The sequence below is a fragment of the Bacillus sp. EKM202B genome, assembly GCF_011066025.1.
Taxonomy (GTDB): domain Bacteria; phylum Bacillota; class Bacilli; order Bacillales; family Bacillaceae_G; genus Bacillus_A; species Bacillus_A toyonensis.
The window spans coordinates 37913-62325 of the sequence record NZ_JAAMNK010000004.1 but is presented as its reverse complement, the minus strand read 5'-3'; the positions used below and the strand labels follow the sequence as shown (position 1 = coordinate 62325).

Annotated in this window: 19 protein-coding genes and 2 pseudogenes; 12 read left to right on the top strand and 9 right to left on the bottom strand. The window is 32.0% G+C overall.

Annotation, left to right across the window (positions count from 1 at the left end; all coding sequences use genetic code 11):
* Window positions 1-291 precede the first annotated feature (291 nt).
* A complete protein-coding gene (locus G9F74_RS07200) occupies window positions 292-1545 on the bottom strand; it encodes a sensor histidine kinase (RefSeq protein WP_000513020.1) in 1254 nt (417 codons plus the stop codon).
* Window positions 1546-2181: 636 nt separating this feature from the next.
* Here G9F74_RS07200 and G9F74_RS07195 point away from each other — a divergent pair.
* Complete coding sequence (locus G9F74_RS07195) at window positions 2182-2622, top strand: hypothetical protein (protein ID WP_016108875.1); 441 nt, start codon at window positions 2182-2184, stop codon at window positions 2620-2622.
* Between the two features lie 387 nt (window positions 2623-3009).
* On the opposite strand, the gene G9F74_RS07190 is transcribed toward G9F74_RS07195, so the two are convergent.
* On the bottom strand, window positions 3010-3363 hold the full coding sequence (locus G9F74_RS07190) for a hypothetical protein (RefSeq protein WP_016108874.1): 354 nt from the start codon (window positions 3361-3363) through the stop codon (window positions 3010-3012).
* A gap of 646 nt (window positions 3364-4009) precedes the next feature.
* Between G9F74_RS07190 and G9F74_RS07185 the strand changes: the two genes are divergently transcribed.
* Together G9F74_RS07185 and G9F74_RS07180 are read left to right on the top strand one after the other, a co-directional pair.
* Window positions 4010-4303 carry an ArsR/SmtB family transcription factor gene (locus G9F74_RS07185; RefSeq protein ID WP_000209596.1) on the top strand — a complete coding sequence of 98 codons (294 nt, stop codon included), beginning with the start codon at window positions 4010-4012 and terminating at the stop codon, window positions 4301-4303.
* Window positions 4304-4812: 509 nt separating this feature from the next.
* The gene (locus G9F74_RS07180; RefSeq protein WP_016108873.1) at window positions 4813-8079 is read left to right on the top strand and encodes a VaFE repeat-containing surface-anchored protein; all 3267 of its coding nucleotides are present in this window, start codon (window positions 4813-4815) and stop codon (window positions 8077-8079) included.
* Between the two features lie 101 nt (window positions 8080-8180).
* Here the strand turns inward: G9F74_RS07180 and G9F74_RS07175 are convergent, their stop codons facing one another.
* Complete coding sequence (locus G9F74_RS07175) at window positions 8181-8435, bottom strand: SunI/YnzG family protein (protein ID WP_002093492.1); 255 nt, start codon at window positions 8433-8435, stop codon at window positions 8181-8183.
* A 257-nt stretch (window positions 8436-8692) separates the two neighbouring features.
* On the opposite strand from G9F74_RS07175, the gene G9F74_RS07170 reads away from it, so the two are divergent.
* Entirely contained in the window at window positions 8693-9436 is a 744-nt protein-coding gene (locus tag G9F74_RS07170; protein ID WP_001220647.1) for a M15 family metallopeptidase, read from the top strand.
* A 303-nt stretch (window positions 9437-9739) separates the two neighbouring features.
* Here the strand turns inward: G9F74_RS07170 and G9F74_RS07165 are convergent, their stop codons facing one another.
* Window positions 9740-10084, bottom strand: coding sequence for an ATP-binding cassette domain-containing protein (locus tag G9F74_RS07165; protein ID WP_016108872.1), 345 nt, complete (start codon window positions 10082-10084; stop codon window positions 9740-9742).
* A 1021-nt stretch (window positions 10085-11105) separates the two neighbouring features.
* Here G9F74_RS07165 and G9F74_RS07160 point away from each other — a divergent pair.
* Window positions 11106-13835 (top strand): sensor domain-containing protein, encoded by a 2730-nt coding sequence (locus tag G9F74_RS07160; protein ID WP_016108871.1) that lies wholly within the window; start codon window positions 11106-11108, stop codon window positions 13833-13835.
* Between the two features lie 152 nt (window positions 13836-13987).
* On the opposite strand, the gene G9F74_RS07155 is transcribed toward G9F74_RS07160, so the two are convergent.
* Window positions 13988-14632, bottom strand: coding sequence for a TetR/AcrR family transcriptional regulator (locus G9F74_RS07155; RefSeq protein WP_000255295.1), 645 nt, complete (start codon window positions 14630-14632; stop codon window positions 13988-13990).
* 731 nt (window positions 14633-15363) lie between these two features.
* On the opposite strand from G9F74_RS07155, the gene G9F74_RS07150 reads away from it, so the two are divergent.
* Window positions 15364-16401 carry a glycosyl hydrolase family 18 protein gene (locus G9F74_RS07150; RefSeq protein ID WP_000769448.1) on the top strand — a complete coding sequence of 346 codons (1038 nt, stop codon included), beginning with the start codon at window positions 15364-15366 and terminating at the stop codon, window positions 16399-16401.
* A 372-nt stretch (window positions 16402-16773) separates the two neighbouring features.
* Here G9F74_RS07150 and G9F74_RS07145 read toward each other — a convergent pair whose 3' ends face one another.
* Window positions 16774-17277, bottom strand: coding sequence for a GNAT family N-acetyltransferase (locus G9F74_RS07145; protein WP_016108870.1), 504 nt, complete (start codon window positions 17275-17277; stop codon window positions 16774-16776).
* 255 nt (window positions 17278-17532) lie between these two features.
* Here G9F74_RS07145 and G9F74_RS07140 point away from each other — a divergent pair, with 255 nt between their 5' ends.
* From G9F74_RS07140 to G9F74_RS07115, 6 genes and pseudogenes are all read left to right on the top strand, one after another.
* A complete protein-coding gene (locus tag G9F74_RS07140; protein WP_000737892.1) occupies window positions 17533-17931 on the top strand; it encodes a DUF2871 family protein in 399 nt (132 codons plus the stop codon).
* Window positions 17932-18060: 129 nt separating this feature from the next.
* Window positions 18061-19452, top strand: a complete 1392-nt coding sequence (locus G9F74_RS07135) for an FAD-binding oxidoreductase (RefSeq protein WP_000406565.1) — start codon at window positions 18061-18063, stop codon at window positions 19450-19452.
* A gap of 50 nt (window positions 19453-19502) precedes the next feature.
* Window positions 19503-19631, top strand: a pseudogene (locus tag G9F74_RS07130) (transporter); the annotation flags it as partial.
* A 39-nt stretch (window positions 19632-19670) separates the two neighbouring features.
* Complete coding sequence (locus G9F74_RS07125) at window positions 19671-20018, top strand: DUF4260 domain-containing protein (RefSeq protein ID WP_001172067.1); 348 nt, start codon at window positions 19671-19673, stop codon at window positions 20016-20018.
* 83 nt (window positions 20019-20101) lie between these two features.
* Window positions 20102-20568, top strand: a pseudogene (locus G9F74_RS07120) (GrpB family protein).
* Between the two features lie 131 nt (window positions 20569-20699).
* Window positions 20700-21299 carry an FMN-binding negative transcriptional regulator gene (locus tag G9F74_RS07115; protein ID WP_000275802.1) on the top strand — a complete coding sequence of 200 codons (600 nt, stop codon included), beginning with the start codon at window positions 20700-20702 and terminating at the stop codon, window positions 21297-21299.
* Between the two features lie 73 nt (window positions 21300-21372).
* On the opposite strand, the gene G9F74_RS07110 is transcribed toward G9F74_RS07115, so the two are convergent.
* From G9F74_RS07110 to G9F74_RS07100, 3 genes are all read right to left on the bottom strand, one after another.
* Complete coding sequence (locus G9F74_RS07110; protein WP_000592018.1) at window positions 21373-21561, bottom strand: Phr family secreted Rap phosphatase inhibitor; 189 nt, start codon at window positions 21559-21561, stop codon at window positions 21373-21375.
* Window positions 21558-22652, bottom strand: coding sequence for a response regulator aspartate phosphatase (locus G9F74_RS07105; RefSeq protein WP_016108868.1), 1095 nt, complete (start codon window positions 22650-22652; stop codon window positions 21558-21560). The genes G9F74_RS07110 and G9F74_RS07105 overlap by 4 nt, the downstream gene beginning before the upstream one ends.
* A gap of 255 nt (window positions 22653-22907) precedes the next feature.
* Window positions 22908-24374: a protein adenylyltransferase SelO gene (locus tag G9F74_RS07100; protein WP_016108867.1), complete on the bottom strand. Its 1467-nt coding sequence runs from the start codon at window positions 24372-24374 to the stop codon at window positions 22908-22910.
* Between the last annotated feature and the right edge of the window lie 39 nt (window positions 24375-24413).

The window sequence follows — 24413 nt, the reverse complement described above, 5'->3', positions numbered from 1 at the left end:
CTAATGACATTAACAAATTAAGTGTCGAGAGATCTTATATTTAAATTAAACAGATTTGAACAGTAAATGAGATGAAATCGATAAATTATTAGTTCATCAAAATGTAAGAAAAGTAGTGAATTTTAAGTACGTTTAATTAAAGGATCAGAGTTTATCTATTTTTACAGATAAACTCTGATCCTTATTATTTGAAAGTAAGATAATTGATACGTAAGGTAGCGGAATTTTTAAAATTCATTTATTTAAAAAGTTAAGTAGAAAATTTTTATTATCTAAATAACTTTCATTACATTAGCAGGGGATACTAATAGAAAAGCGTGTCCCTTTACCTAATTCACTCTCTATCTCTATATCTCCGTTTAATTCTTTAATAATACTGTAAGCAATCATAGTACCAAGTCCAGTCCCTTTTTCTGTTGTTGAATAAAACGGCAAAGCAATTCGTTTTATTTGTTGAGATGACATTCCAATACCTGAATCAATAATGTTAATTATAATATTTCCTTTTATTTTTTGTATATTTATTTGTAAAACTCCACCATTTTTCATAGCCTCAATTCCATTTTGTATGATGTTGTTTAGACAGAGTCTGAATTTTTCGGGATCCCCATTTATATAAAAGGAATCTGTACTATTTTGTTTTATTTCAACTTTGTATGATAGAGCAAGTGGTGAAATAGTGTCTTTCACCTGATTTAAAATGTAATTAATATCTATTTTCTCTTTTAGGGTATTCTGTGGTTTGGTTAAAGATAAATAGTTATTGATAGTAGATTGTATTTGCTGCATTTCAATTAACATGATTTCTAAGTACTGATCCTGAGATAGCTTAGAGGCATGTTTTTCATTTAATAATTGAGTGAATCCATGTACCGTGGTTAGTGGATTGTGGATTTCGTGTGCAATTGACGCCGCTAGTTCGCTAGCTATATAAAATTTTTCAGCCCGTTGCAGTTTTTCTTTCATTTTATATTTCTCAATCATTCCCTCTATTAAATAAACTGATAATAATAATGTGAAAATATTAATGATTATATAATTTAATAAAAATTCTATGAGAGTAGCGTCTATTTTACCTCCTGTATTTATTTGAGTTACAATACCGCAGATAGAAAGTGAAGCTGTACATACTAAAATAAGGAGTAAGCTTAATAATATCTTTTTTTCTTTAAAATGCATAGGTAATAAGTAACGGAAGAGCATTGTTATACCAGAAATAATTGTAAAGATAATAAATGATGGAAGAACGCCATTTCCACCTAAGTAAAAGCGATAAGAAAGATATAAAATTCCTATAAGAACAATGTTTTTTGTATTTCCATACAGAAAAACTAATATGATAGGAATAAAACGTAAATCATAAATAAAGCCAGCATGTAAATGAAAAGGAAAAGTCATACAAAAAATAATAGCAATAGAGGAGAGAGTAGAAATTAACATATTATTACATGTTATTTTTTCTTTAAATTCTAGCCAAAATACGTGATAGCTAAGGATACAAATTATTATAATAAAGGTATTTAATAAGAGAGTAGAAATTCCCATAGTTTTGCATCTCCGATAGTTTGTAAGTAGTATTATGTATAAGTTGGACCTAGATGTTTAGTATTAGTAGACTTTCTATCTAAAAAAGGAAGGGTACTTGAAAAAATGTTATTATATTACTCGTATTAGAATTGATGAGGAAGATAGAAAAAATAATAGATAAAAAATCTACTTGAATTTATGTACATATGAAATTAGAAACTAACTTTTGTATAGGTAAAATTGGGATTGAATTACTGGTAAAATAATGGGTTTATGAGTGTGAATATTCTGTGAAAATAATATATATGACGACCATTGTTTTGTAGCTTTCGTTATATTAACATGGAATTTACCGAATTACAAAGTGAAAATTTTAAATTTTTTTATTCATATAATTTATCTGAAATGAAAACACTGTTCACTCGAGTATTGTTGTAATGAATCGTATACATTTTGTGTGAAAAAACCTTTGAAATTAACATGTTCTTTTTTATAAAACATAATACTGTAGCTTTATCTATGTGAGTTACTCAATAAATGTTAATACGTAAAGTTATTATATATATATTTAAGGATATGAATTATTACATAAAAACGCACTTAAAAAAGAATGTATGATGGTAATAGAATACAAACATCAAGGGGGAACTTAAAATGAAGTTAAATAAACTAATGCTTAGTTGTGGAGTGATTTCGGCATTAACACTTGGTGTGTTAGGGAATAATACTTATGCTGAAGAAGTGCACAAAACGAATGATGCAATTAATATAGTTGAACACGTTCCTGCAGACATATTATTAACTCAAACAATGGATTATAGTGGAGAGGCTGTCACTTCTTTTGTATATAATGGGAGTACTGATTTAAGCTTCTTTATGAAAAATAATGGCCAAAATACAATGGGGTATAGTGTAAAAGGCCCAAATACGGAGTTAATTGCTGGTGGTTATATAAGGCCTGGAGAACAACAAATTAATGTTACAAATGTACGGAATGCTTTATCTCCATTACCGATTGGAGCATATAAAATTTACGTTTCAAATGATGATGGTTCTAAGGGACAATTCCAAGTTGCAGTAAGATCTATGAATTAAATTTAAAAAACCTTGTTTATGAGCTGATTTGATTTTTACTTTCTGGAAAGAGATGATATTGACCCGAGAGTCCCCCATAAAAGTAAAAACGAGCATCCTTATGTAATTGTGAGAGGGTGCTCGTTTTTTGTTATGAAACAGAAAAGAATTACTTCCAACCACTTATAAAGACATTTTGATATTTTCTTCGCTAATCTACTAGTTTGTGTAAACGAGAGAATGTCCATTATGAAAGATTTCAAAATAAAGGTGACTTAACATGCAGCTAAATTATATTGGGAAATAGAAAAACCACTCTTATAGGAGTGGTTTCTAATCATTATTTTTAGGCTATACATTTAAAATTAGGCTAAGTTATAGAAATAATAAATATTTTATTCGTTGTTATTATTTTGGTTCTGGATAATGATTGTAGTATGAGATTCTAATAAATTCTTGGTAGACATTTGTTAATTTAGCATTTCTAAGAGCATCGTTGAATTTTTGCATACGTACACTACCTTGAGCGTAGCCCCCACCAGGAGTATAAGGATTTCTAGCTTCAAAGTCATCCATAAATACTTTTAATTTTTTATAGTCTTGAGATTGATAGAAAGCCGCGACCTCTTCAGGAGTGACATCAAAGTAAGAGGATGATGTTGAGTTATAAGAAGCTGCTTGAGCAGTAGGTGCCTCTAGCATAGTTGTAGCTCCACCGAACATAGTAAGCGCCATAGAAGATACAATAATTTTTTTGAACATAATAAAACCTCCATGTAGAATATTTGGATTAATAGTAACCCTGTAATCATTATAGTTACAATGAAAATGATTATCAAATGCAATGTTGCATAATTTATTCTTTGAATGAGAAGTTCCCCTTATATCTAAATGGAGGAGTGTAATAAGGAATTAATAGATTAAAAGAGGGGTACAGATTATTCGAGGTAACAAGAAAATGAAATGAAAAGGCTATTTTTTAATTGGGGAAAGTTAAAAGTCCCTGTTATTAAAGAGAGGGACTTTCACAAAGGAATGAGAATTAACAGCTGAAGGTATCGTTATTGGGAATTTAATTTCGTTTATTTGTGTTGAGAAATAAATAGTATAAGTTGTATAAGGCGAAATGAAGGAAGATTTCTTATAGATTTTTCGCTTAACAAAGTATGTTAAACCTTGCTCAAAATCATGTAATAGACTATGAAATAATCTTTCTAAAATATAGTTTGGCTGAAAATTAGAGGACATTAATTCATTGAAGTAGTAATTACTGTTTTTCAGGATAGGGGTCTTTTTTTTATTTAATAAAGAGAATATATTTTCTCAACAGGACAAATGGTAATCATCTATAAGTACTACTTATAAGGATAATAGGAAAATAGAAATAAATAATAAAGGAGAATGTGAAATGACAACATTACTATCTAATAGAAATCGAGTTAAAATCAGTGAAGAAGATGTAGATGTATTAAAGGTAATGGCACATCCCGTTCGATTACAAATTGTAAATGAATTAATGCACCATAAAATGTGTAATGTTACACAGTTAACGAAAATATTAAAACTCCCGCAATCCACTGTTTCACAGCATCTATCAAAATTAAAGGGAACCGTACTCCGTGCAGAAAGACGAGGATTAGAGATGCATTATTATATTGATAATGCTAAGGCCCGCCAGATTATAGGGATTTTAGGTTTTTAGGTTCATACTACGTAAAAAGTTTCCTCATATAAAATAGGGAACTTTTTTTGTTGAACAAATTGTACATATTTATAAATAAAATGGAAAGAAGTAAACTAGTAATTTAAATAGTGGCCTCTTTTAAAGATAATTAAATATGCCAAAATATATGATTACAAAGCGAAACTTTTGATGCCTTTTTTTATTTATTAGGTAAAAGCAATTGGGTGGATTTTCTTACAGTAATGGCTGGATAAAATAGAAGATTACTAACTTGAACAAAAGAACTACTAGTTACATATTTAACATACATATTTATCTGGTTAATTGCAGTCGTGTTTTGGAATCTGTATATAGTAAACTCATTTAAAAACTTGAAAAATATCAAAATGTGTAAATTTTATGACTATTTAGCTAATTTTGTTTAATATTTGTAATTTGTTGTTTTATAATGATAATCGGGTTGCTCGTGAATGTTTTAGATATTGCGATATATACTCAGATAAATTTATTTTAGGGAGGTTACAGAATTGAGTAAGAGAGTTATTATAAGAGTTTTTACATTATTATCAGTACTGGCATTATTCCTTAATGTGTTTTTACCAAGGGCTAGTGCAGAAGTTATGACGCATGAAAAATATTCAATGGACTGGAGTTATAGTAATAGTCTAGGTAAGTACATTCGAACTGAAATTATTAAAAATTCAAGTGGTCAAATTGCTTATTGCTTAACTCTTGGATTAAAATCACCAAATGGTGAAGATCTTCCTGAAATGGGGAAAACAGATAATGTAGTATATAAGGTCTTATTAAATGGTTTCCCACAAAAAAGTACTGAACAGCTGGGAGTAGCTAATAAAAATGAAGCGCATTATGCAACTCAGCTTGCGGTCTGGAATGCATTAGGACAACTTGATGTAAATGAATTAAAACATGAGAATAAAAATGTTGAAAAAGCAGCTAAGGCTATTATTAGTAATGCTAATAATAGTGAAGAGACGCAAGATATTTTTATGAATGTGATTCCTGCTGAAAAGCAAAAAGCAGAATTAAAGGGTGAGTTCTTTGAAACAAACCTATACACAGTGCAAACAAATGCTAAGAGTGGTTCTTATAAGGTAGTAGCGAAAAATGCCCCTAATGGAGTTAAAATTGTTAGTGAAAATGGTGAAGTGAGAGATCAGCTTTCAGTTGGGGAAAAATTCCGTATCCAAATTCCTAAGAACACAAAAACAGGTGAATTTAATTTAAGTGTTGCTGCTAATTTAACTAAAGTTCAAGCAATTGCTTACCGCGGCACAGATACTGTTCAGAATGCTACAGTATTATTAGAAAGAAATGAAGAAAAGCTTAGTGGTGATCTTGCAGTAAATTGGGAAGCAACTGGTTCTTTAAAAATTAAAAAGGTTGGAGAAAATGGGGAAGTTCTAGCTGGTGCAGTATTTGAAGTCTTTAATGCAAATAATGAATCAGTTGGAAAAATCACGACTGGTGCTGATGGTACTGCAGAATTAAATAACCTACAAATTGGTACATATACAGTAAAAGAAATTAAAGCACCAACAGGTTATGTTTCAGGTGATAAACCACAAACTATTGAAGTTAAAACAGGGGAAACAGGAGCTGTTCAAGTAGTAAACAATAAAGTAAAAGGTAACATCGAAATTAAAAAACTTAGTGATTCAGGAAAGGTTTTACCAAATGTTGAATTCACAGTCTTCACTGAAGATGGAAAAGAAGTGAAAAAAGTAGTAACAAAAGAAAATGGAATTGCAAACGTTGAAGGTCTTACGTATGGTAAGTATTATTTCTTAGAGACAAAAACACTTAATGGATATATTGAAAATAAAACAAAGTATCCTTTTGAAATTAAAGAGCACAATAAAACACTTACTTTTACAGTGGAAAATACCGAAGTAAAAGGTAGTGTAAAATTACTTAAAGTAGATAATGAAGATATCAGCAAAAAATTAGAAGATGCAGTATTCGAGTTAAAAGATGCAAGTGGGAAAGTTATTGGTGAATATAAGACAGATAAAAATGGTGAAGTTAACGTCAAAAATTTAGCATATGGTAAATATTCATTTGTAGAAAAGGCTTCTCCAAATGGTTATGTTCTTATTAAAGAACCAATTGTGTTCGAAATAAAGGAACATGGGAAAATTATTGAGTTATTAGCAGTTAATCATCTTATCAAAGGTGATCTAGAAATTACAAAAGTTGATGTAGCTGATGGAAACAACAAACTTCCAAATGCAGAGTTTACTATTTATAATGAAGCAGGAAAAGAAGTAGTAAAAGGAAAAACAGACGATAAAGGTATCGCGAAGTTTGAAAAGTTACCATTTGGAAAATACACATATAAAGAAACTGTTGCACCAAAAGGTTATGTATTGAATGAAGAAACGTTCTCTTTTGAGATCAAAGAGAATGGTCAAATCATTAAACATATTGTCAAAGATGAAAAGATTCCTTCAATAAAAACAACAGCTACTGATAAAACAGATGACACAAAAGAAATGCACACTTCTAAGTCTGTAACAATCCAAGATAAAGTGGAATACAAAGACCTACAAGTAGGTAAAGAGTACACTTTAAAAGGTAAATTAATGGATAAAAAGACTAATAAACCATTAGTTGTAAATGGTAAAGAAGTAACTGCTGAAACTAAGTTTACATCAAAAGAAGCAAACGGATCTATCACACTAGATTTCACTTTTGATGCAACTGGTTTAGAAGAAAAGGAAGTAGTAGTATTCGAAGAGTTACTGAAAGACGGAAAAGTTGTTACGACACATACTGATATCAATGATAAAGGTCAAACAGTTAAGTTCGTTAAGCCATTAGTAAAAACAACAGCTACAAACAAAGCTGATGGTGGAAAAGAGATTCATGCAAAGGATGCTATCACTATCCAAGATAAAGTGGAGTATACTAACTTAGTTGTTGGTAAAGAGTACACTGTAAAAGGAAAATTAATGAACAAAGCTATTAACGAACCATTATTAATTGGTGGTAAAGAAGTAACAGCTGAGACTAAATTTATTGCAAAAGAAAAGAATGGTTTTGTAACATTAGACTTTACTTTCGTTGGTGCTGAGCAGCAAGGAAGAGAAGTAGTCGTGTTTGAAGACTTGTTACATGAAGGTCAAGTAATAGCAACTCACGCTGACATTAACGATGTAGGTCAAACAGTTCGATTTGTAGAGCCTTCTATTAAAACGACAGCTACAAACAAAGCTGATGGTTCTAAAGAGTTAGATGCTTCTAAATCTGTAACAATCCAAGATAAAGTGGAATACAAAGACTTAATCGTAGGTAAAGAGTACGTTGTAAAAGGCAAACTAATGGATAAAGCAACAAAAAAACCATTAGTAGTTGATGGTAAAGAAGTAACAGTAGAATCTAAATTTACAGCAAAAGAAAAAAATGGTTCTATCACACTAGATTTCACATTTAATGCTTCTGCGTTACAAGGTAAAGAAGTGGTAGTGTTTGAAGAATTGTATCAAGATAATGTCTTGGTAGCTATACATGTTGACATCGAAGATAAGGGGCAAACAGTGAAATTTAAAGAAGTAAAACCGGAACAACCAAAACCTAATCAACCAAAACCAGATCAGCCGCATCCAGATAAAAGCATTCCAACACCAGAACAACAAAAAGCAGAAAAGACATTAAAATCAGGAATATTACCAGTTACAGGTGGAGATTTATCCATGTGGATCTCAATGGGCGTTGGCCTTTTATTATTAGCTCTTGGAACTGTATTATTTATCAAACGTAGAAACGCATAATAACTATATCATTTTTACAAAGAAGGTCTTCTAATAATTAGAAGACCTTTCATTTTTGAACTTAACTCGGATTTTGTTTGAGTCAGTTTGGACATTCGATTTTAAGCGTGAATAGCATTTAAAATCGAAAATTTATTCGTAGTAAATAATACATAATTTTGTTTTACCGTTTTAATTAAAATACGATCCGTTGTACCATATGCTGTTCCAATACGAATTACATTTGATTCTTCAACGCCAGCATAGGTAGAATCTTCGGTAACCTCAATCACATCACCTAATGGAATCGTAACCTTCGCCAACTGCCATGAAATAATTAACTCTTCCTTTGTTTTTTTTACATGAATACCTAGCATCATACCAAGACCTTTCTATAATAGAATGCTACACTTTTCATCTTATTATACAAATTTTCAGATTGTTTTTCTATATGTAGGAATAGAATGGATTTTATATATTGGAATCTTAAGAGTGGCAAAGAAATAGGAAGATATACTGTCATTTTAGTAAGGAATACTGTATGAAGAAAAGTTCACGTCAAATTAATATGGATTTGATATGGTTCAAGTATGATGAACGAGAAACAGTAAGCGTGTTAGGAAGGAAATGAATAATGAGAATTAAATTAGTAGGGATTTTCACTTGTATGATTGTGATACTAGGTGTCTTTATCGTTTACACCAATCAATCTATTGGTAAAGAACCAGAAAAGACAAATTATGAAACTCGTGAAAACTCCATAAATAATGAGAATAATAGTAAGCAAAATGGGACTTCAAATAAGATAGCAAGTTCTTTTGCTAGTATACAGGCTGTAGTAAATAAGGAATATGGATTGCCGGAAGACTATAAGCCAAAGGATTTAGTAGTACCGAATGTACCATTCTCATTTAGTGGAACGGTAGAAAAGAGTTATCTGCGTAAAGAAGCAGCTGAAGCGCTAGAAAAGTTATTCCTTCTAGCTAAGCAAGAGGGGATCCAGTTGAATGCTGTTTCAGGGTTTCGTTCCTATGAATATCAAAAAACTCTGTATGCCAACAATGTTAAAAAGAAAGGACAAGAGCATACGGATCGTTTCTCGGCAAAGCCTGGACATAGTGAACATCAAACAGGATTAACGATGGACGTTTCATCTAAAAGTGCAAATAATGAACTAGAGCTAGCGTTTGCGAACACGAAGGAAGGCAAATGGTTGAAAGAAAATGCGCATCGTGCAGGATTTATCATTCGTTATTCTAAGGGGAAGGAAAGTATTACAGGTTATGCATATGAACCTTGGCATATTCGCTATGTAGGACATATTGCTGAAAATATATATAAGAAAAACCTGACTTTAGAAGAATATATGAATCTGTGAAAATAGAATTGAAAAGTTAAACTGTATTTAATGTTTAAGAATCCTACTTTTCTTATTAAAAGGCCTAATTTCTCAATGTATTATAGAGAAATTAGGCCTTTTTCATCATTTTATCAAAGTATTTTTCAGTTAATAATTCGATGTACTGATTATATTTTCAAGTGTTCGCTTTGAGCTACATAGATATAGTTTTTGTTGCAACTGTTTGTTGAAATACCTTATCATGCTCAACAATAACCATTGTGGGATTAAATTGTTGAATAAGCTCTTCAATCTGCATACGCGAATAGATATCTATAAAATTTAGTGGTTCGTCCCATATATATAAATGAGCTTTTTATAGAATATTTCACGTAGAAATTCCCAATCTTCTGCTTGGGGACAAATTTCTTCAAGGATTTCATGAGTAAGTTTGTTCTTATCTGCAACAGGATAGGGGAAGTAATTGAATTCTACCGAAGCAAGGATTTTCCCACTATACTCATAATTCCCTAACAATAAATTAAAGAATGTCGTTTTACCTCGTCCGTTTCTACCGATAAATCTCAGTTTCCAATCCGTATCTATTTGGAAGTTTACACCTTCAAAAATAGTATCAAAGCTACGTGGGTATGAAAAAGTTAAGTCTTGGACTTTTATCATTGACATAATAATTCCTCCTTTATATATCGAAACGTTTCATATAAAGGAGGAACATCCATCCATTTTTTAATTCCTCTATATAAGTTTGATGGATATTAACGACTTATATAGAGCATTACATGTGTAATAATAGTGTCTGAAGTACTCATTTTTTTCGCTCCTTTATTTGTTAGGTGTATGTAACAATTAATAAGTTTCAACTAACATAAAACGGGAATAAAAAAATCCCCCAATTTGTAATCGGAAGGATTAGTCTTTCGTCTATAATTAATAAGTACTTATTAATTATTTGAATCATGACAAATAAAGTATGAACTGAATTTTAAAAATGGATAGACTAACCCTATATTTTGTAGTTTGAAGTTATAAAATTCAACTTAAAATTTAAATTAGTTAATCATTATTCATCCATCATTCCTTTCATAATTCTATTTTTAGAGTAACATTCTTTTTTGAGATGCAATATCAGAATCAGCTTCACCTAATCCTAAATCATTTATAATTCTTTGAGTAAGGAAATAAAACATTACCTTCTTTTTATAAATATCGTATTATTGTTCAATATTTCATGCCTTTTGTCCATTAAAAGGGGAGAGATTTGAAATTGACATCAATCTTGGTTGTAACTATAATAGTTACGGTTAGTTTCGTAAATTAATTCGAATTTCCATGTTAATGATAGTATATTTTCATTTCTTTTAAGTGTGATAGTTAGCAACTAAATATAATCCAATAGAGGATTATATTCTATCTCATATTTAAAGAGTAGTTAAGTTGTACCATCCAAATTTACTATGCACAAACACTTAAAAAACTACATTTTTCAACTTATCCTTTTTGGAATCCTCGGTATTAAAAATTGTAAACATATACAAAAAATTAACAAGACTGTTGTATGTAGAAAGAAATCTTTTAAAAAGGTCATAATATGGATAATAGGTGGCACACATTTTAATTAGTAGGAGTTGTGCCACTATCAAGACATTTTTTAATAAAAGTATAGAAAAAACTCAAGAAGGTGAGTCCATTGCGTAAACATGCATATGTGCAATTTTATGTATTGATATTGGCTTTAATAGCTTATATAAGCTTTTGCTTTATATTTTTATTTGTTTTTCCGAATCATTATTTCGTATCAGATTTTAATATCCGACTATCATCTTTAGTCATTGAAACTACTGTGTTTATCTCATTACTGTATTCTATATTAGCTAGAAAAATTAAGTTAGAAGTATTCTGGGTTTGCATTATTATTGCAATAGGGTGTTTCTTGATAGGGAATTTCATATCCGCTTTTCAAGTACTTAATGTGGAATTGCCAATACAAAATTTTAATATCTCTGATGTATTTTTGTTGTTTTTCTTATTCTTCTTTCTCTTTGCGTTCTTTTATAAAATCATGATGGAATGTAACAAGTGGGAGAAAGCGTATTTACTTTGTGATTTATGTATTGTTGTTACTGCTATTTTTACATTAGAGTGGTACCTATTTAATAAACCTTCTGCAAATATCTTATTTTTATCAATTGGAGATGTTTTTCTCTCATTTATTTTTCCGATTTTAGATTTATTGCTTCTATTACTTGGAGTTACCCTAATCTTTCGACCAGCTATTTTCAATACAAAAAGTAAATTGTTTATTTTTATCCTAGTATTAACCGGATTGGCTATTACGGACTACTTGTATTTTTATTTACAAGACGATTTATCAGATCGTTCAGTTATATTATTAAGGTGTTTGTATAGAGTTTTCCTATTATTTATCGCTATTGCTGCTACAATTCCAAAGAATGCATCTTCTAAAAGAAATTATTTTATTATTAATCCGACATTTGGAAAGAAAATTCTTGTCATTTTCCCTTATCTTGCAGTTACAGTTTTAATTGGCTTTACTTTGAAAGAGCAAACTTCTTCATCTACACTGATTATGGGAAATTGTATTGCTTTTGTATTTGTACTGATTCGTCATACAATCGTACGAATGCAAAACAAAGATTTAACTGAAACATTAAAAGTGTTTAATAATCAATTAGAACAAACAGTATCTCAAAGAACAATGGATTTAATAAACAAATCTAATGATTTGGTAAAAAATCAAGAGAGATTTAAGTCACTATATGAGTATCATCCGGATCCTATATTAACGATTGATTCAAATGGTACCGTATTAAATATAAACCAGGCTGGAAGTATGTTATTAGGAAAAGACAGTGCTGTATTAATAGGGAAAGAGTGCTTCTCTATTTTTTTAGATGAGGATAAATCTGAATTGGAATCGGCTATAAAGAAAGGAAAACGATGTAGTTCATCTTCGTTACAGTTACGTGTGAAAAATAACAATGAGAAGGATATACTCTTTTGGTATGTCACTATAGTTCCTATTATGATAGAAGGACAAACCTTTGGGAGTTATGTAATGGTAAAAGACATAACGAGGATGAAACAACAGCAGGATGAGATAAATTATCTTGCATTCCATGATACGGTGACGGAGATTGGAAATCGTATATTCTTCCAGCAAGAATTAGAAAAATCTATTAAGCGTGCACAAAAAACACAGGATAAGCTTGGGCTCTTGTATATTGATTTGAATCGCTTTAAGACTATTAATGATACACTGGGTCATTCGATTGGTGACAGGGTTTTAAAAGAAGTTGCCAACCGTTTTAGGACATGTCTGTCACCGACTATTCCTCTAGCAAGAATAGGGGGAGATGAGTTTGCGATCATTATCCATAACCAAACAGAGCAACAGCTATTGGATTTGTGTGAAACTTTATTTCGTATAACTGAAGAACCATTTGTAGTAAATCAGCATAGTTTTTACTTATCTCTTAGTATAGGAATAGCAGTGTATCCGTTTGGAGGAATAAATACTACTACACTTTTACAACATGCTGATATTGCTATGTATAGTGCAAAGGAAAAAGGTAACAATGCTGTTTGTATGTATGACGAGACATTATCTCGAAAAATAACCCGTCGATTACGATTAGAACAGGATTTACCAAATGCAATTGAAAATAATGAGTTGTTTTTATTGTATCAACCACAGATTGATAGTAAGGCAGGTAAGGTTATTGGTTCAGAGGCTTTACTACGTTGGCAACATCCAGAGCTCGGGCTGATTTCTCCTTTTGAGTTTATACCTATCGCAGAAGAAACGTCGCAGATTATTTCAATTGGGAAATGGACATTACAGAAAGCGTGTCGACAGCTGAAAGAATGGCATTCTGCGGGCTATTCAAATCTAAAGATGGGGATAAATTTATCAGCTATAGAGTTTGAACAGAAAGACTTTGTCCAAATAATTATATCGACCATAGAAGAAATAGGAGTACCTGCTAGTTCTATTGATTTGGAATTAACAGAGCGAATAGCAATGGTAGATGAAAAAGAAACTTTATCGAAGTTAAAAGCATTAAAATCATATGGTGTACATTTATCAATTGACGATTTTGGTACAGGTTATTCTTCATTAGCGTATCTGCCACTGTATCCAATTGATACTTTGAAAATTCCGAGAGAATTTGTTAATAGGATCGAAACTTCTACTGATGGAGATGAAATTATACAAACCATTATTTCACTAGCGCATACTTTAAATATGAAAGTGATAGCAGAAGGGGTGGAAACGAAGGGACAGTTAACAGTGTTACAACAAAATGCATGCTATCTAATTCAGGGCTATTATTACAGTAAACCTGTAAATGAAGATGAGTTTCTCATGTTTTTAAACACGATGTGGAATGAATAAGTGAGAACTCCGTATATGTGAAGTAAAGTGAAAAGAAGTTCTATCTATATTGAGTAGAACTTCTTTTTTATACTTATTTATCAATAGATAATTAGTTAGACCTTCAACCTAAAATATAAATAGCTTTTCTAAATGTGAAGAAGCCTAGATAGTTATCTGTGAGAAACAGAAGTAATTAAAAAGTTAATTAAAGTTTGTAACAGTTCATCAGAGCAGTCAATACTTTCTTTTTCATACACATCACTTCTCGTAGCCATTCGATATAAGGTACCCAATAAGATATGGGTAATGGTTAAGGCAAGTAATCGAGGATCTATATCTTTACGGAATGAACCATCTTGTATTCCTTCTTCAATTAATTCTTGTAATGTGAATAAAGCTTGCCCTGTAATAGATGTATATTTTTCTTCTAACTCTGGTGTAGGATACGATTTAGAATACAATTGATCAAACAAGCCTATGAAGCGGAATTGGGAGGAGTTTGTTTGATATTGATGACTAATAAATTTAAACATAGATTCCATCTTTTCGAAAGCGTTAGTTCCGTTTTGTACTTCTTCTTTTTCAGCTTCTAGTAACTCTGTTAAGATTCGGATTTGAATATTAAATAAAATTTCATGAATGGATTTATAGTATTTGTAAAGGGTAACTCTACTAATTTTTGCTTTATTAACGATATCCACAATAGTGATATCCATTAATCCCTTTTCTAAGGCCAACTCCAATGCAACATCTAAAATTTGTATTCTTCTAGCATTACGCATCTGTTCTAATTCTTGTTTCCGTGTTGAGACCATTAATTTGCACTCCATATTGTAAATAGTTTTTATTTATTAATATTACTCACCATTTTAATATGAAATAAATTACAAATCAATATTAGTCATATGGTAATCAGGTTATATAAAAACATATAGTATCAGTTTATATTATTACCTTACTAAACAAATTGCTTATTTAGTAACGAGTTTGTGATTTTGGTTTTTGTGCGTATGTTCGTTTTAGTGTTCAAATTCTCAGCTGCGTCTGTATTTACTAATGTAAAAACTATACCTTCTTTTAAACTGAAAGTACTTGCTAAGTAATGTTTGTTATTTCCTGAATTTTTTCATTCAACAAGTTCCTTAGAGCTTTTGTATAGTGTACAAACTATCATTTTTAGAGAGGATAAAGGTATTAACATCGTGTAAATACCCTAGCGATTTGAATTATATATGTGTGTTAACACGTTGTAACTATCTTTTTGTGAAATTCTTAATTTTAAGCAAGATTATATATCTGGTCTAGAATTTTTAGTATTGTCTATTGCACACAATAAAAATGAGTGTTGACATTAAAAATACTTAGGGTTACTATTTGTTTGTGGTGTTTACACGGTGTAAACACTTGGAGTGATGAAGGGAGAGAATTTTTCAGTTGAGGTAATTTACTATAGAGTAATTTATATTGTATCTATATAATCTTTTTATAAAGATAATCAGATTTATATTCGTGAATATATATTACTCAAAAAAGGAGAGATAGAAAAATGAAGTTAAAACCGTACATAATCGCTTTCAGCCTATCTGCAATTCTAGCATACAATACTATGTTAGTTTCTGCCGATAGCACAGAACAACCTATTGTTCTCGGGTATACCTTATATGGTACATCCACTGATTCTCTAAAGGTAACACAACCAGCAATGAATCAAGTATCAACAGATAACTTTTTCTTTTATGCAGATGGTACTGTGCAAGGGGAAGCACCTAAAGAAGTATTGTCCTATTCGCAAAAAAATAAAATAAAAATTTATGCAGCTTTATCTAACTTTAATAATGATATTAATTACTTTGACGAGAATTTAGCTCATAACGTTCTTTCTAATTCAGGGAAAAGAACAAAATTAATAAATCAAATATATAATATAGTTGTTAAATATAAGTATGATGGCGTAAATATTGATTTAGAAAATATTAAGCCAGAAGATCGGGACTTACTTACTACTTTTGTAAAAGAGACATCAAAAAAATTCCATGGTTCAGGTCATTCTGTTATGGTATCGGTTCCTGCCAAGAATGAGGATGATCGTGAGAATACATGGACATGGCCATTTGATTATGCTCAATTAGGTGAAAATGTAGATTTTCTTCAAGTAATGACTTACGATGAACATGGTACATGGAGTCAACCAGGATCTACTATTAGTAAGCCATGGTTAGAAGAAAATCTAAATTACACTACTAGAGTGGTAGATAATAAAAAAATTATTATGGGTATCCCTGCATACGGAAATGATTGGGATTTGAGTGATAAAAGTAATAGCAAAATGCTTGCTTGGAAGGACACAAATGAACTTATTCAAAAAACAAATGCAAAACCGCGTCGTGATGGAGCGTCTGGTTCGATGGTGTTTACGTATACGGATAAAAATAATCATAAGCATGAAGTTTGGTATGAGGATGAAACAAGTATTAAACAAAAAACTCACTATACAATCACAAAGAATCTTGCAGGGGTTTCCGTTTATGCAATAGGACAGGAGAATAAACAATTCTGGACAGCGGTATCTAGTGGCTTAAAATAATTCCTGGACATAATAATAAATCATATTTATTTTATAGAAATTATAGGTTATACTAAAGTTAGGTGCAAAAATGCACTGTTTGAAAAAGAGTGAAAAACAAAAAGGAATCCGTAAAGGGTTCCTTTTTGTTTTTTTCAATGAAGTAATATTCTAATTATCCCTGTCTTTTTTATATGCAAATGAACTCACTCATTATAAATTTAAAATGAATTTTGGGGAGATTTAGGAATTCTTGCAATAAAATATAGGACACCATTTTGGTTGTCTGCTCGTGGAACAAATGCCAGAAATACTTTTTAAGTAATTGGCTGTTCTTTTCCTTGCCAAAACCTTCAGTTATAGGAAGAGGTTCAATGAATTGCATCTTAAGTATTATACGTTATACCCGAATAATTTTAAATCTTCTCCTGAGTCTGAAATTATCTTTTCGAACTGCAATCCTACTTTTTCTAAAAGTTTTCCTGAGGCGGTGTTATCTATTGAAGTAATTGCTACAATTCGTTTCAGTCCAAATTTTTGTACACCGTATTCGATTACCGCAGAAGCAGACTCGTGGCCATATCCTTTTGAACGGAATTTTTCTAAAAAGGCAAAGCCGATATCAACATCTTCTAATGAATCTCTTTTAATAAGACCGCACATGCCAAGTGGCGTGTGGTCTTCTTTTCTTTCTACTAAGTAAAGGCCAAATCCGAGTTTGTTATACATATCGACTGGTCCGTTTACGATATAATTTTTTGCGTCTTCTAAGTTTCTAACCCCTTTATCGCCAATAAACTGAATCCATGCAGGATCGTTTACTAATTCAAGAATAAACGGAGCATCTTTTATATCGAGCCAACGAAGAGTGAGTCGTTCAGTTTCAAGAACTATCAATCTATTGCACCACCTTTAAATGTTATAACAATTAGTATGGATTGCGTAATACAAAAGTGCAACATATTTTAATTACGCTCTAATTGTTCACATAAAGTTCGTTTGTTTTGTATAAAAGGATATTTTATAATTAGATTTGATTGTAAAGAGTGAGATGCTTATACAATAACTCCTAGGTGACTAGGAGTTTTTACTATATAACTATCATTATTACTAAATATGACACACTACACATTCTACTCAAGGAGGTATATAATGAAAAAATTATATAATGCATCGTTTACGTATTTAATTATCGGTTTATTGTCAGGAATATTTGCTAGGGAGTATGGGAAGTATAAAGGGATTTTAGGCTCTACTTTATTAAATCTTTTACATACACATACACTTGTACTTGGTTTTTTCTTCTTTTTAATTGCTTTAGGATTAGCAAAAGTATTCGCGTTTCATGAAGTGAAAGGATTTAATAAATGGTTTGTTTTACATAACATTGCATTAACTTTAATGTTAGGTTCGCTGGCAGCGAGAGGGCTTCTTCAATTAAATGGAGCGGATTTTAAAGGGTTAACGTATATTGTAGGTTTCTCTCATTCATTGATGGCAGTTACTTTAATTTGGTTTATGTTGTTAATAAAGAAGTCATATAAAATGTAGTTTAAAAAGAACTTGTAGCGAGTGCTGCAAGTTCTTTTTTGTATGCTTAAAGTTAAAAAATCTCATTTTTCTAATTATTTTGTATAAAAATGGTATACTTATTTTAAAATTAAAAAAGGAGAGTTAGTTATGGAAATAACAATTGAGCATTTAGTAAATGAATTAAAGGATATACTTCCTGAAGAGCGAGTAGTAATAAATGAGACAGTAAGAGAGTTACATAGTAAAGATGAATCTTACCATACTAGTAGTTTACCTGATGTAGTTGTTTTTCCAAAAACGACCGAAGAGGTTAGCGGGATAATGAAAGTAGCGAGTGAGCATAAAAGATCTGTCGTTCCATTTGGGGTAGGCTCTAGTTTAGAAGGACATGTAATTCCGTATGAAAAGGGAATCACAATGGATTTTTCTCTTATGAATAAAATACTTGAAATAAGGGAGAAAGATTTTCTTGTGAGAGTACAGCCAGGAGTGACCCGCTCTCAGCTCAATAAAGAACTGAAGAAATACGGTTTGTTTTTTAGTGTAGACCCAGGAGCCGATGCAACGTTAGGTGGAATGGCTGCTACAAATGCAAGCGGAACGACAGCGGTTAAGTATGGCGTAATGCGTGATCAAGTTCGTGATTTAGAAGTGGTTCTAGCTGATGGAGGCATAATACATACGGGGAATTTAGCAGCGAAGTCATCATCAGGTTATCATTTAAATGGTATTTTCGTAGGTTCAGAAGGGACGCTTGGATGTTTTACGGAATTAACTTTAAAAGTATATGGTATACCAGAGCATGTTATGGCTGCCAGGGCATCGTTTCCAACTATAAATGATGCAGTAGAAGCTGTAATTAACATATTACAAGCAGGTATTCCAATCGCGAGAATTGAACTCGTTGATGAATTATCTATGAAACAAGTAAATCATTACAATGAAACAAGTTACAGAGAAGAACCGACGCTGTTTTTAGAGTTTCACGGCAATGAAGCAGGGTTAAAGCAAGATATTGAATTTACGAAAGAAATCGTTCTTGATCATAAATGTATAGAAATTGCGTTTGAGACGGAAACAGCAGCGAGAAATAAACTGTGGGATGCAAGACATAACTTAGCGTACTCTTACGTGCATAGTTATCCTGGTAAAAAGCTAATGAGTACAGACGTATGTGTGCCAATTTCGGAATTAGCTGGCGCAATCCAACATGCGAAAGAGGTATTAGATAAAGTAGGCCTTATTGGTGGTATTCTCGGTCATGTTGGGGATGGGAATTTCCATGTACTCTTAATGATTGACACAAATGATAAAGAGGAAGTGAAGAAGGCAGACGAAATAAACGAAAGTATCGTTCTGTATGCTCTTAAACGAGGAGGAACGTGTACAGGAGAACATGGCGTTGGAATCGGAAAACGAAAGTATCAAGAAGAAGAACATGGGGCGGCATTATTTGTAATGGAGAAAATAAAGAAAGCTCTTGATCCGCAAAATATTTTGAATCCGAATAAGGTGTTTCAATTAAAAGATAGGGGCTGAGTGGATGAAAATACTAGAAGCGATAAGTAATATAGCTGGAAAGTATTTTGCATTTTGGACCGGCTGCTGCACTCCCAAGTGTATTAGCGGCAGTATGGCATAACATTGCAGGGCCAATATTAGCGACAGTTTGGTCAAAAATACAAAGGGAAAATTTATCAATAAATATAGAAAAATAAGAGATAAGCATTTCATTTGAAATAGAGGAATGATAAATAATGCAAAAACGTATTGTACATTTTGAAGGAATGGTTGTATTTTTAGCCACGATTTATATGTATTCGATATATGAATTTAGTTGGATTATATTTTTTGTATTCCTTTTAGCGCCGGATTTATCCATGTTAGCGTATGGGATCAATAATCACGTTGGTGCTAACATTTATAATTTATTTCACACATATATCATATCGATATTAATTGTTATCATAGGTGTTTATTTTAAGATAGATATAGTTATTATGATTGGTTTAATATGGATAGCACATATTGGAATGGATCGAATGTTTGGATATGGGTTGAAATATGAGACGGATTTTAAGGATACTCATATTCAACGGTTATAATTTATTTTGAGAAGAGGGATACGTTGAAGCAGAGAATTGCTATCGAAGAATATGATGTCAAATAGGAAAGTGAATTTAATAAAATACACACTCTTATTAACAATGTAATGGAAGACAGCATTGTATCTATTGAACATGTTGGGAGTACATCTGTTAAAGGGCTTGCATCAAAACCAATATTAGATATTGATGTTGTAATAGAAGAGTACGAAATTTTTCATGAGGTAGTAAAAAACTGGAGAAGATAGGGTACTATCATCAGTTAGAATGGAGCTTTAAAGGAAGAGAAGCGTTTGGAAGAAAGGATGCGTTCGTTCCATGGAACGAGGGAAATACAGTTTGGATGGAACATCATTTATATGTGTGTGATAAAAATAGTGAAGAGTTGAGAAGGCATATAGCGTTTCGAGATTACCTGCGTGAACATACTGAAGTAGCTAATGAGTATGGAAACTTGAAGGAAGAGTTAGCAAGAGAGTCGAAAAATCGATCGAGCTATGGCGAAGGTAAAACAGCATTTATTACAAATATATTTGGAAAAATAAACTAAGGTCGCATTAAGTACATGCGACCTATTCTTATTAAATTGAATGCTGCCACTATAAAATAATGACAAACTGGCCCTGTTGATTGATGCGATTACTAAATATAATAGGAAAGAAAATAGAAAAGAGGGAGCTAATGTACATACCAAAATATTTTGCAATACAAGATGAAGAGATGAAGTACGAAACAATTGAACAAAATAGCTTTGCGACATTATTTTCTCAACATAACGGGGAACCATATGCAACGCATTTACCGTTGTTGCTAAATAGGGAAACGCTCACGTTATATGGTCACTTCGCACGTCCGAATGCACAGTGGAAAGATAGTGAGAATCAGCAAGTATTAGCTATATTTCAAGGGCCGCATAGTTACATCTCACCGTCATGGTATGAAACAAACAAAGCTGTACCAACATGGAACTATGTTGCAGTACATGTATATGGAGAGTTAGAAGTTGTTGAAGATAAACAGGAATTATTAAATTCTCTTCAAGACTTAGTACATAAATATGAAGATCCACAGAGCACCTACTCACTTGATGATGTAGACCCGGATTATATGGCAGGGTTAAGTAAGGGGATAGTTGGGTTTAAAATAAAGATAAATAAAATAGAAGGAAAAGCGAAGTTAAGTCAAAATCATTCTATAGAGAGACGGAATTTAGTTGTGGAGAAACTTGAGAAAGTTGGTAGTGAGGGGAGTAAGAGGATTGCGGAGTTGATGAGAAAATAAAACCTGCATGAAAGGGAAATATTCTAAATAAGCGTATTTAAAAAGACCTTCTTAATTGAAGGTCTTTCATTTTTTAAAGTGCTTTTTCAGTTGTTGTTGAGTTGTAGTCTGTACTTACGCCAACGGATTGAACAAGGTCAGGTCTTTGTGGTGCAGGAAGATCAGCATGACCCGCTTGGTATGTAAATGAACTATGAATACCAGTAGCCAAAATACCGAAAACAGATAGTCCTAAAAAAACAGAGCTAATTTTTTTTATCATTTCAATGCCCCTTTCTCAAACGTTTTTTCTTTTGCTTGTAACGCTTTATGAAAATATTCACTTGCCTTAATGTGGTTATTTTCACTATAAAATTTAACAGCTAATTTTTCTGAGTATTCTTGAGTGTAGTTATATAATAATTCTTTGTCGAAAAACGTAATTCCTTTAAGAATAATTGTTTCTAATTCTTCAGAACCAACATTATTATTTAGTTCGTTTAGAATTTTAAAATGATATATATATTCTTCATTATTTAATTCCGTACAAATTTTTAACCCTTTTTGGATTAATCCTTCAGCGATAATTGTTTCATCTAGTTTAGAGTGTTCTCTTGCTTGCAAGAAGAGAGCTTTGAAATGTGTAGGCTTCTTTTCAGTTACTTCTGATAGGTGACGGATTGCGAGTGTGGAGAGGTTTTGACTCGCATATAACCACCCCAAATTATTACGTACACTTAAAATTAATTCTTTTTCATTAGATTTTTGTAAAAGGTGTATTGCTGAATTATATTGTTCTTCCGCTTGTTCATATTGTTTTAAATATACAAATGAGGCACCTAATGTATTTTTACATAATCCAACTTTAACTTCGTAGCCAGTTTGTTTATCGAAAATCTCTTTAGCTTTAGTTGCATATTCAATGGATTCAATTGGTTGGTAAAAGTGATAATGGAAAATCGCCATTCGATAATAAAATTCAGCATGCTCTAGATTATCAGTGTTATTTACTAATAATAACTTAGCCTGTTCATAATGTTCGCTAGCTATGTTATAGTCTGTGGTTAAAGTTGCATAAATGCCTTTAAAGAAGTGATAGTAGTAAGACAGTGGATGATTGGATGAGATTACGTAAGAATCTATTTTATCAAAGCTATCTTTTGAAATACTTAAACTATCTGTCAAAACTTTATGTCGAAACTCTAGTAAGGAATGATATAATGCTAAATTTTCATCTTCCTCGAAGTTTAGTTCCTTTTCCTCAATTTCATGCTTTAAGTTTGTCGCTTGGGATACATCTTGTTTTAGCATAGCCAAATACCAGTCATTAAATAATTTTGTAGTTTGTTCATTACCTTGTAGTTGAACGTTCATGAAATCCCCTCACTTTTTGAATATTCTTATAAAATATAGTATCAAAAATAAAAATATTTAGAAATGATGTTTTATATTTCTCAATATTTGTTTAACAAGCTTACGAGTAAGTCTATTGGAATAGTGTAGAATTTGTTTTGGATTAAAGAAATGGCATCGGGGGATGTGCATTTTAAAGTTTTAGTTGAGTGGGGGGATATAAAAAGGGTGCGTTCACACAATTGGTATGAACACACCTTGTTACATATTAAACAATCAAGTCCCACAAAAAGTACGATAAGGACGATTCGTAGGCACGGGTGGAACACAGTATTCTTCTTGCTCTGCAGAATAAGCATAAGGATTTGATAAAGCTTCAAGAAGTTTCTCCATTACGCTATAATCTCCATCTGTAACAGCTGCTTCTAATGCTTCTTCTACACGGTGGTTCCTTGGGATGATCGACGGGTTATTATTTTTCATCATCTCATAGGCGTTCTCTTTTGATTCTTCTTGTTTTTCTAATCGAGATTGCCACAGTTTGTACCATTCTTTAAATGCAGGACTTTCAAATAGAGCTGTATTTTCGATAGTATCAAGAGTTAAAGAACGGAAGGTATTTGTATAATCCGCTTTATATTTCTCCATCATTTTTAAAAGTTGCTCAATAAGTGATTGATCTTGTTCCTCGTTGCTAAATAGTCCTAATTTCTTTTTCATTCCAAGGAACCAATTGTTTTCATACTGTACGCTAAATTTTGAAATTTCGTCTTGTGCAATCTTTAATGCTGCTTCTTCATCTTCATGTAGGATAGGTATTAAAGATTCAGCTAAACGAGCGAGATCCCAAGCAGCCATATATGGTTGGTTTCCATATGCATAACGGCCTTGTGTGTCAATAGAGCTAAATACGGTTCCTTGGTCGTAATTGTCCATAAATGCACAAGGACCGTAATCAATTGTTTCCCCACTAATCGTTATATTGTCAGTGTTCATTACACCATGGATAAATCCAACAAGTTGCCATTTAGCGATAAGACTTGCTTGTCTTTTAATGACTTCTTGTAGTAATGCAGTATATGGATTTTCATGAGATTCAATTTCTGGATAATGCCTTTTGATCGTATAGTCAGCTAGTGATTGAAGATCCTCGATAGAACCACGAGCGGCAGCATATTGAAATGTGCCAACACGTATATGGCTACTAGCAACCCTAGTTAAAATTGCTCCGGGTAACTTTGTTTCACGATATGTTGGTTCGCCAGTTGAGACAACTGCTAAACTTCGAGTAGTCGGAATATCAAGTGCATACATTGCTTCGCTAATAATATACTCACGTAGCATCGGACCGAGTGCAGCACGACCATCACCGCGGCGTGAATACGGAGTAGGGCCAGAACCTTTCAGTTGAATGTCAAAACGTTTACCGGAAGGAGTAATTTGTTCGCCAATTAAAAGGGCACGGCCGTCGCCTAACATATTAAAATGTCCGAATTGATGACCGGCATACGCTTGAGCTAATGGATGAGCTCCTTCAGGGAATGCATTACCAGCGAAAATAGCAATTTCAACTTCTTTTTTCAATTCTTCAGGATTAAAGCCGAGAGATATTGCTAGTGAATGATTTAGTTTAACTAGCTCCGGTGAACTTACGGGAGTAGGGGGGATTTCTGTATAGAATGATTGTGGTAAAGTCGTATAACTATTATCTAAATTCCAACCAGCTTCATTATTTTTAGTCATTTTATCTTCTCCTCTTTTGTAATTAGGATATGTATTTGT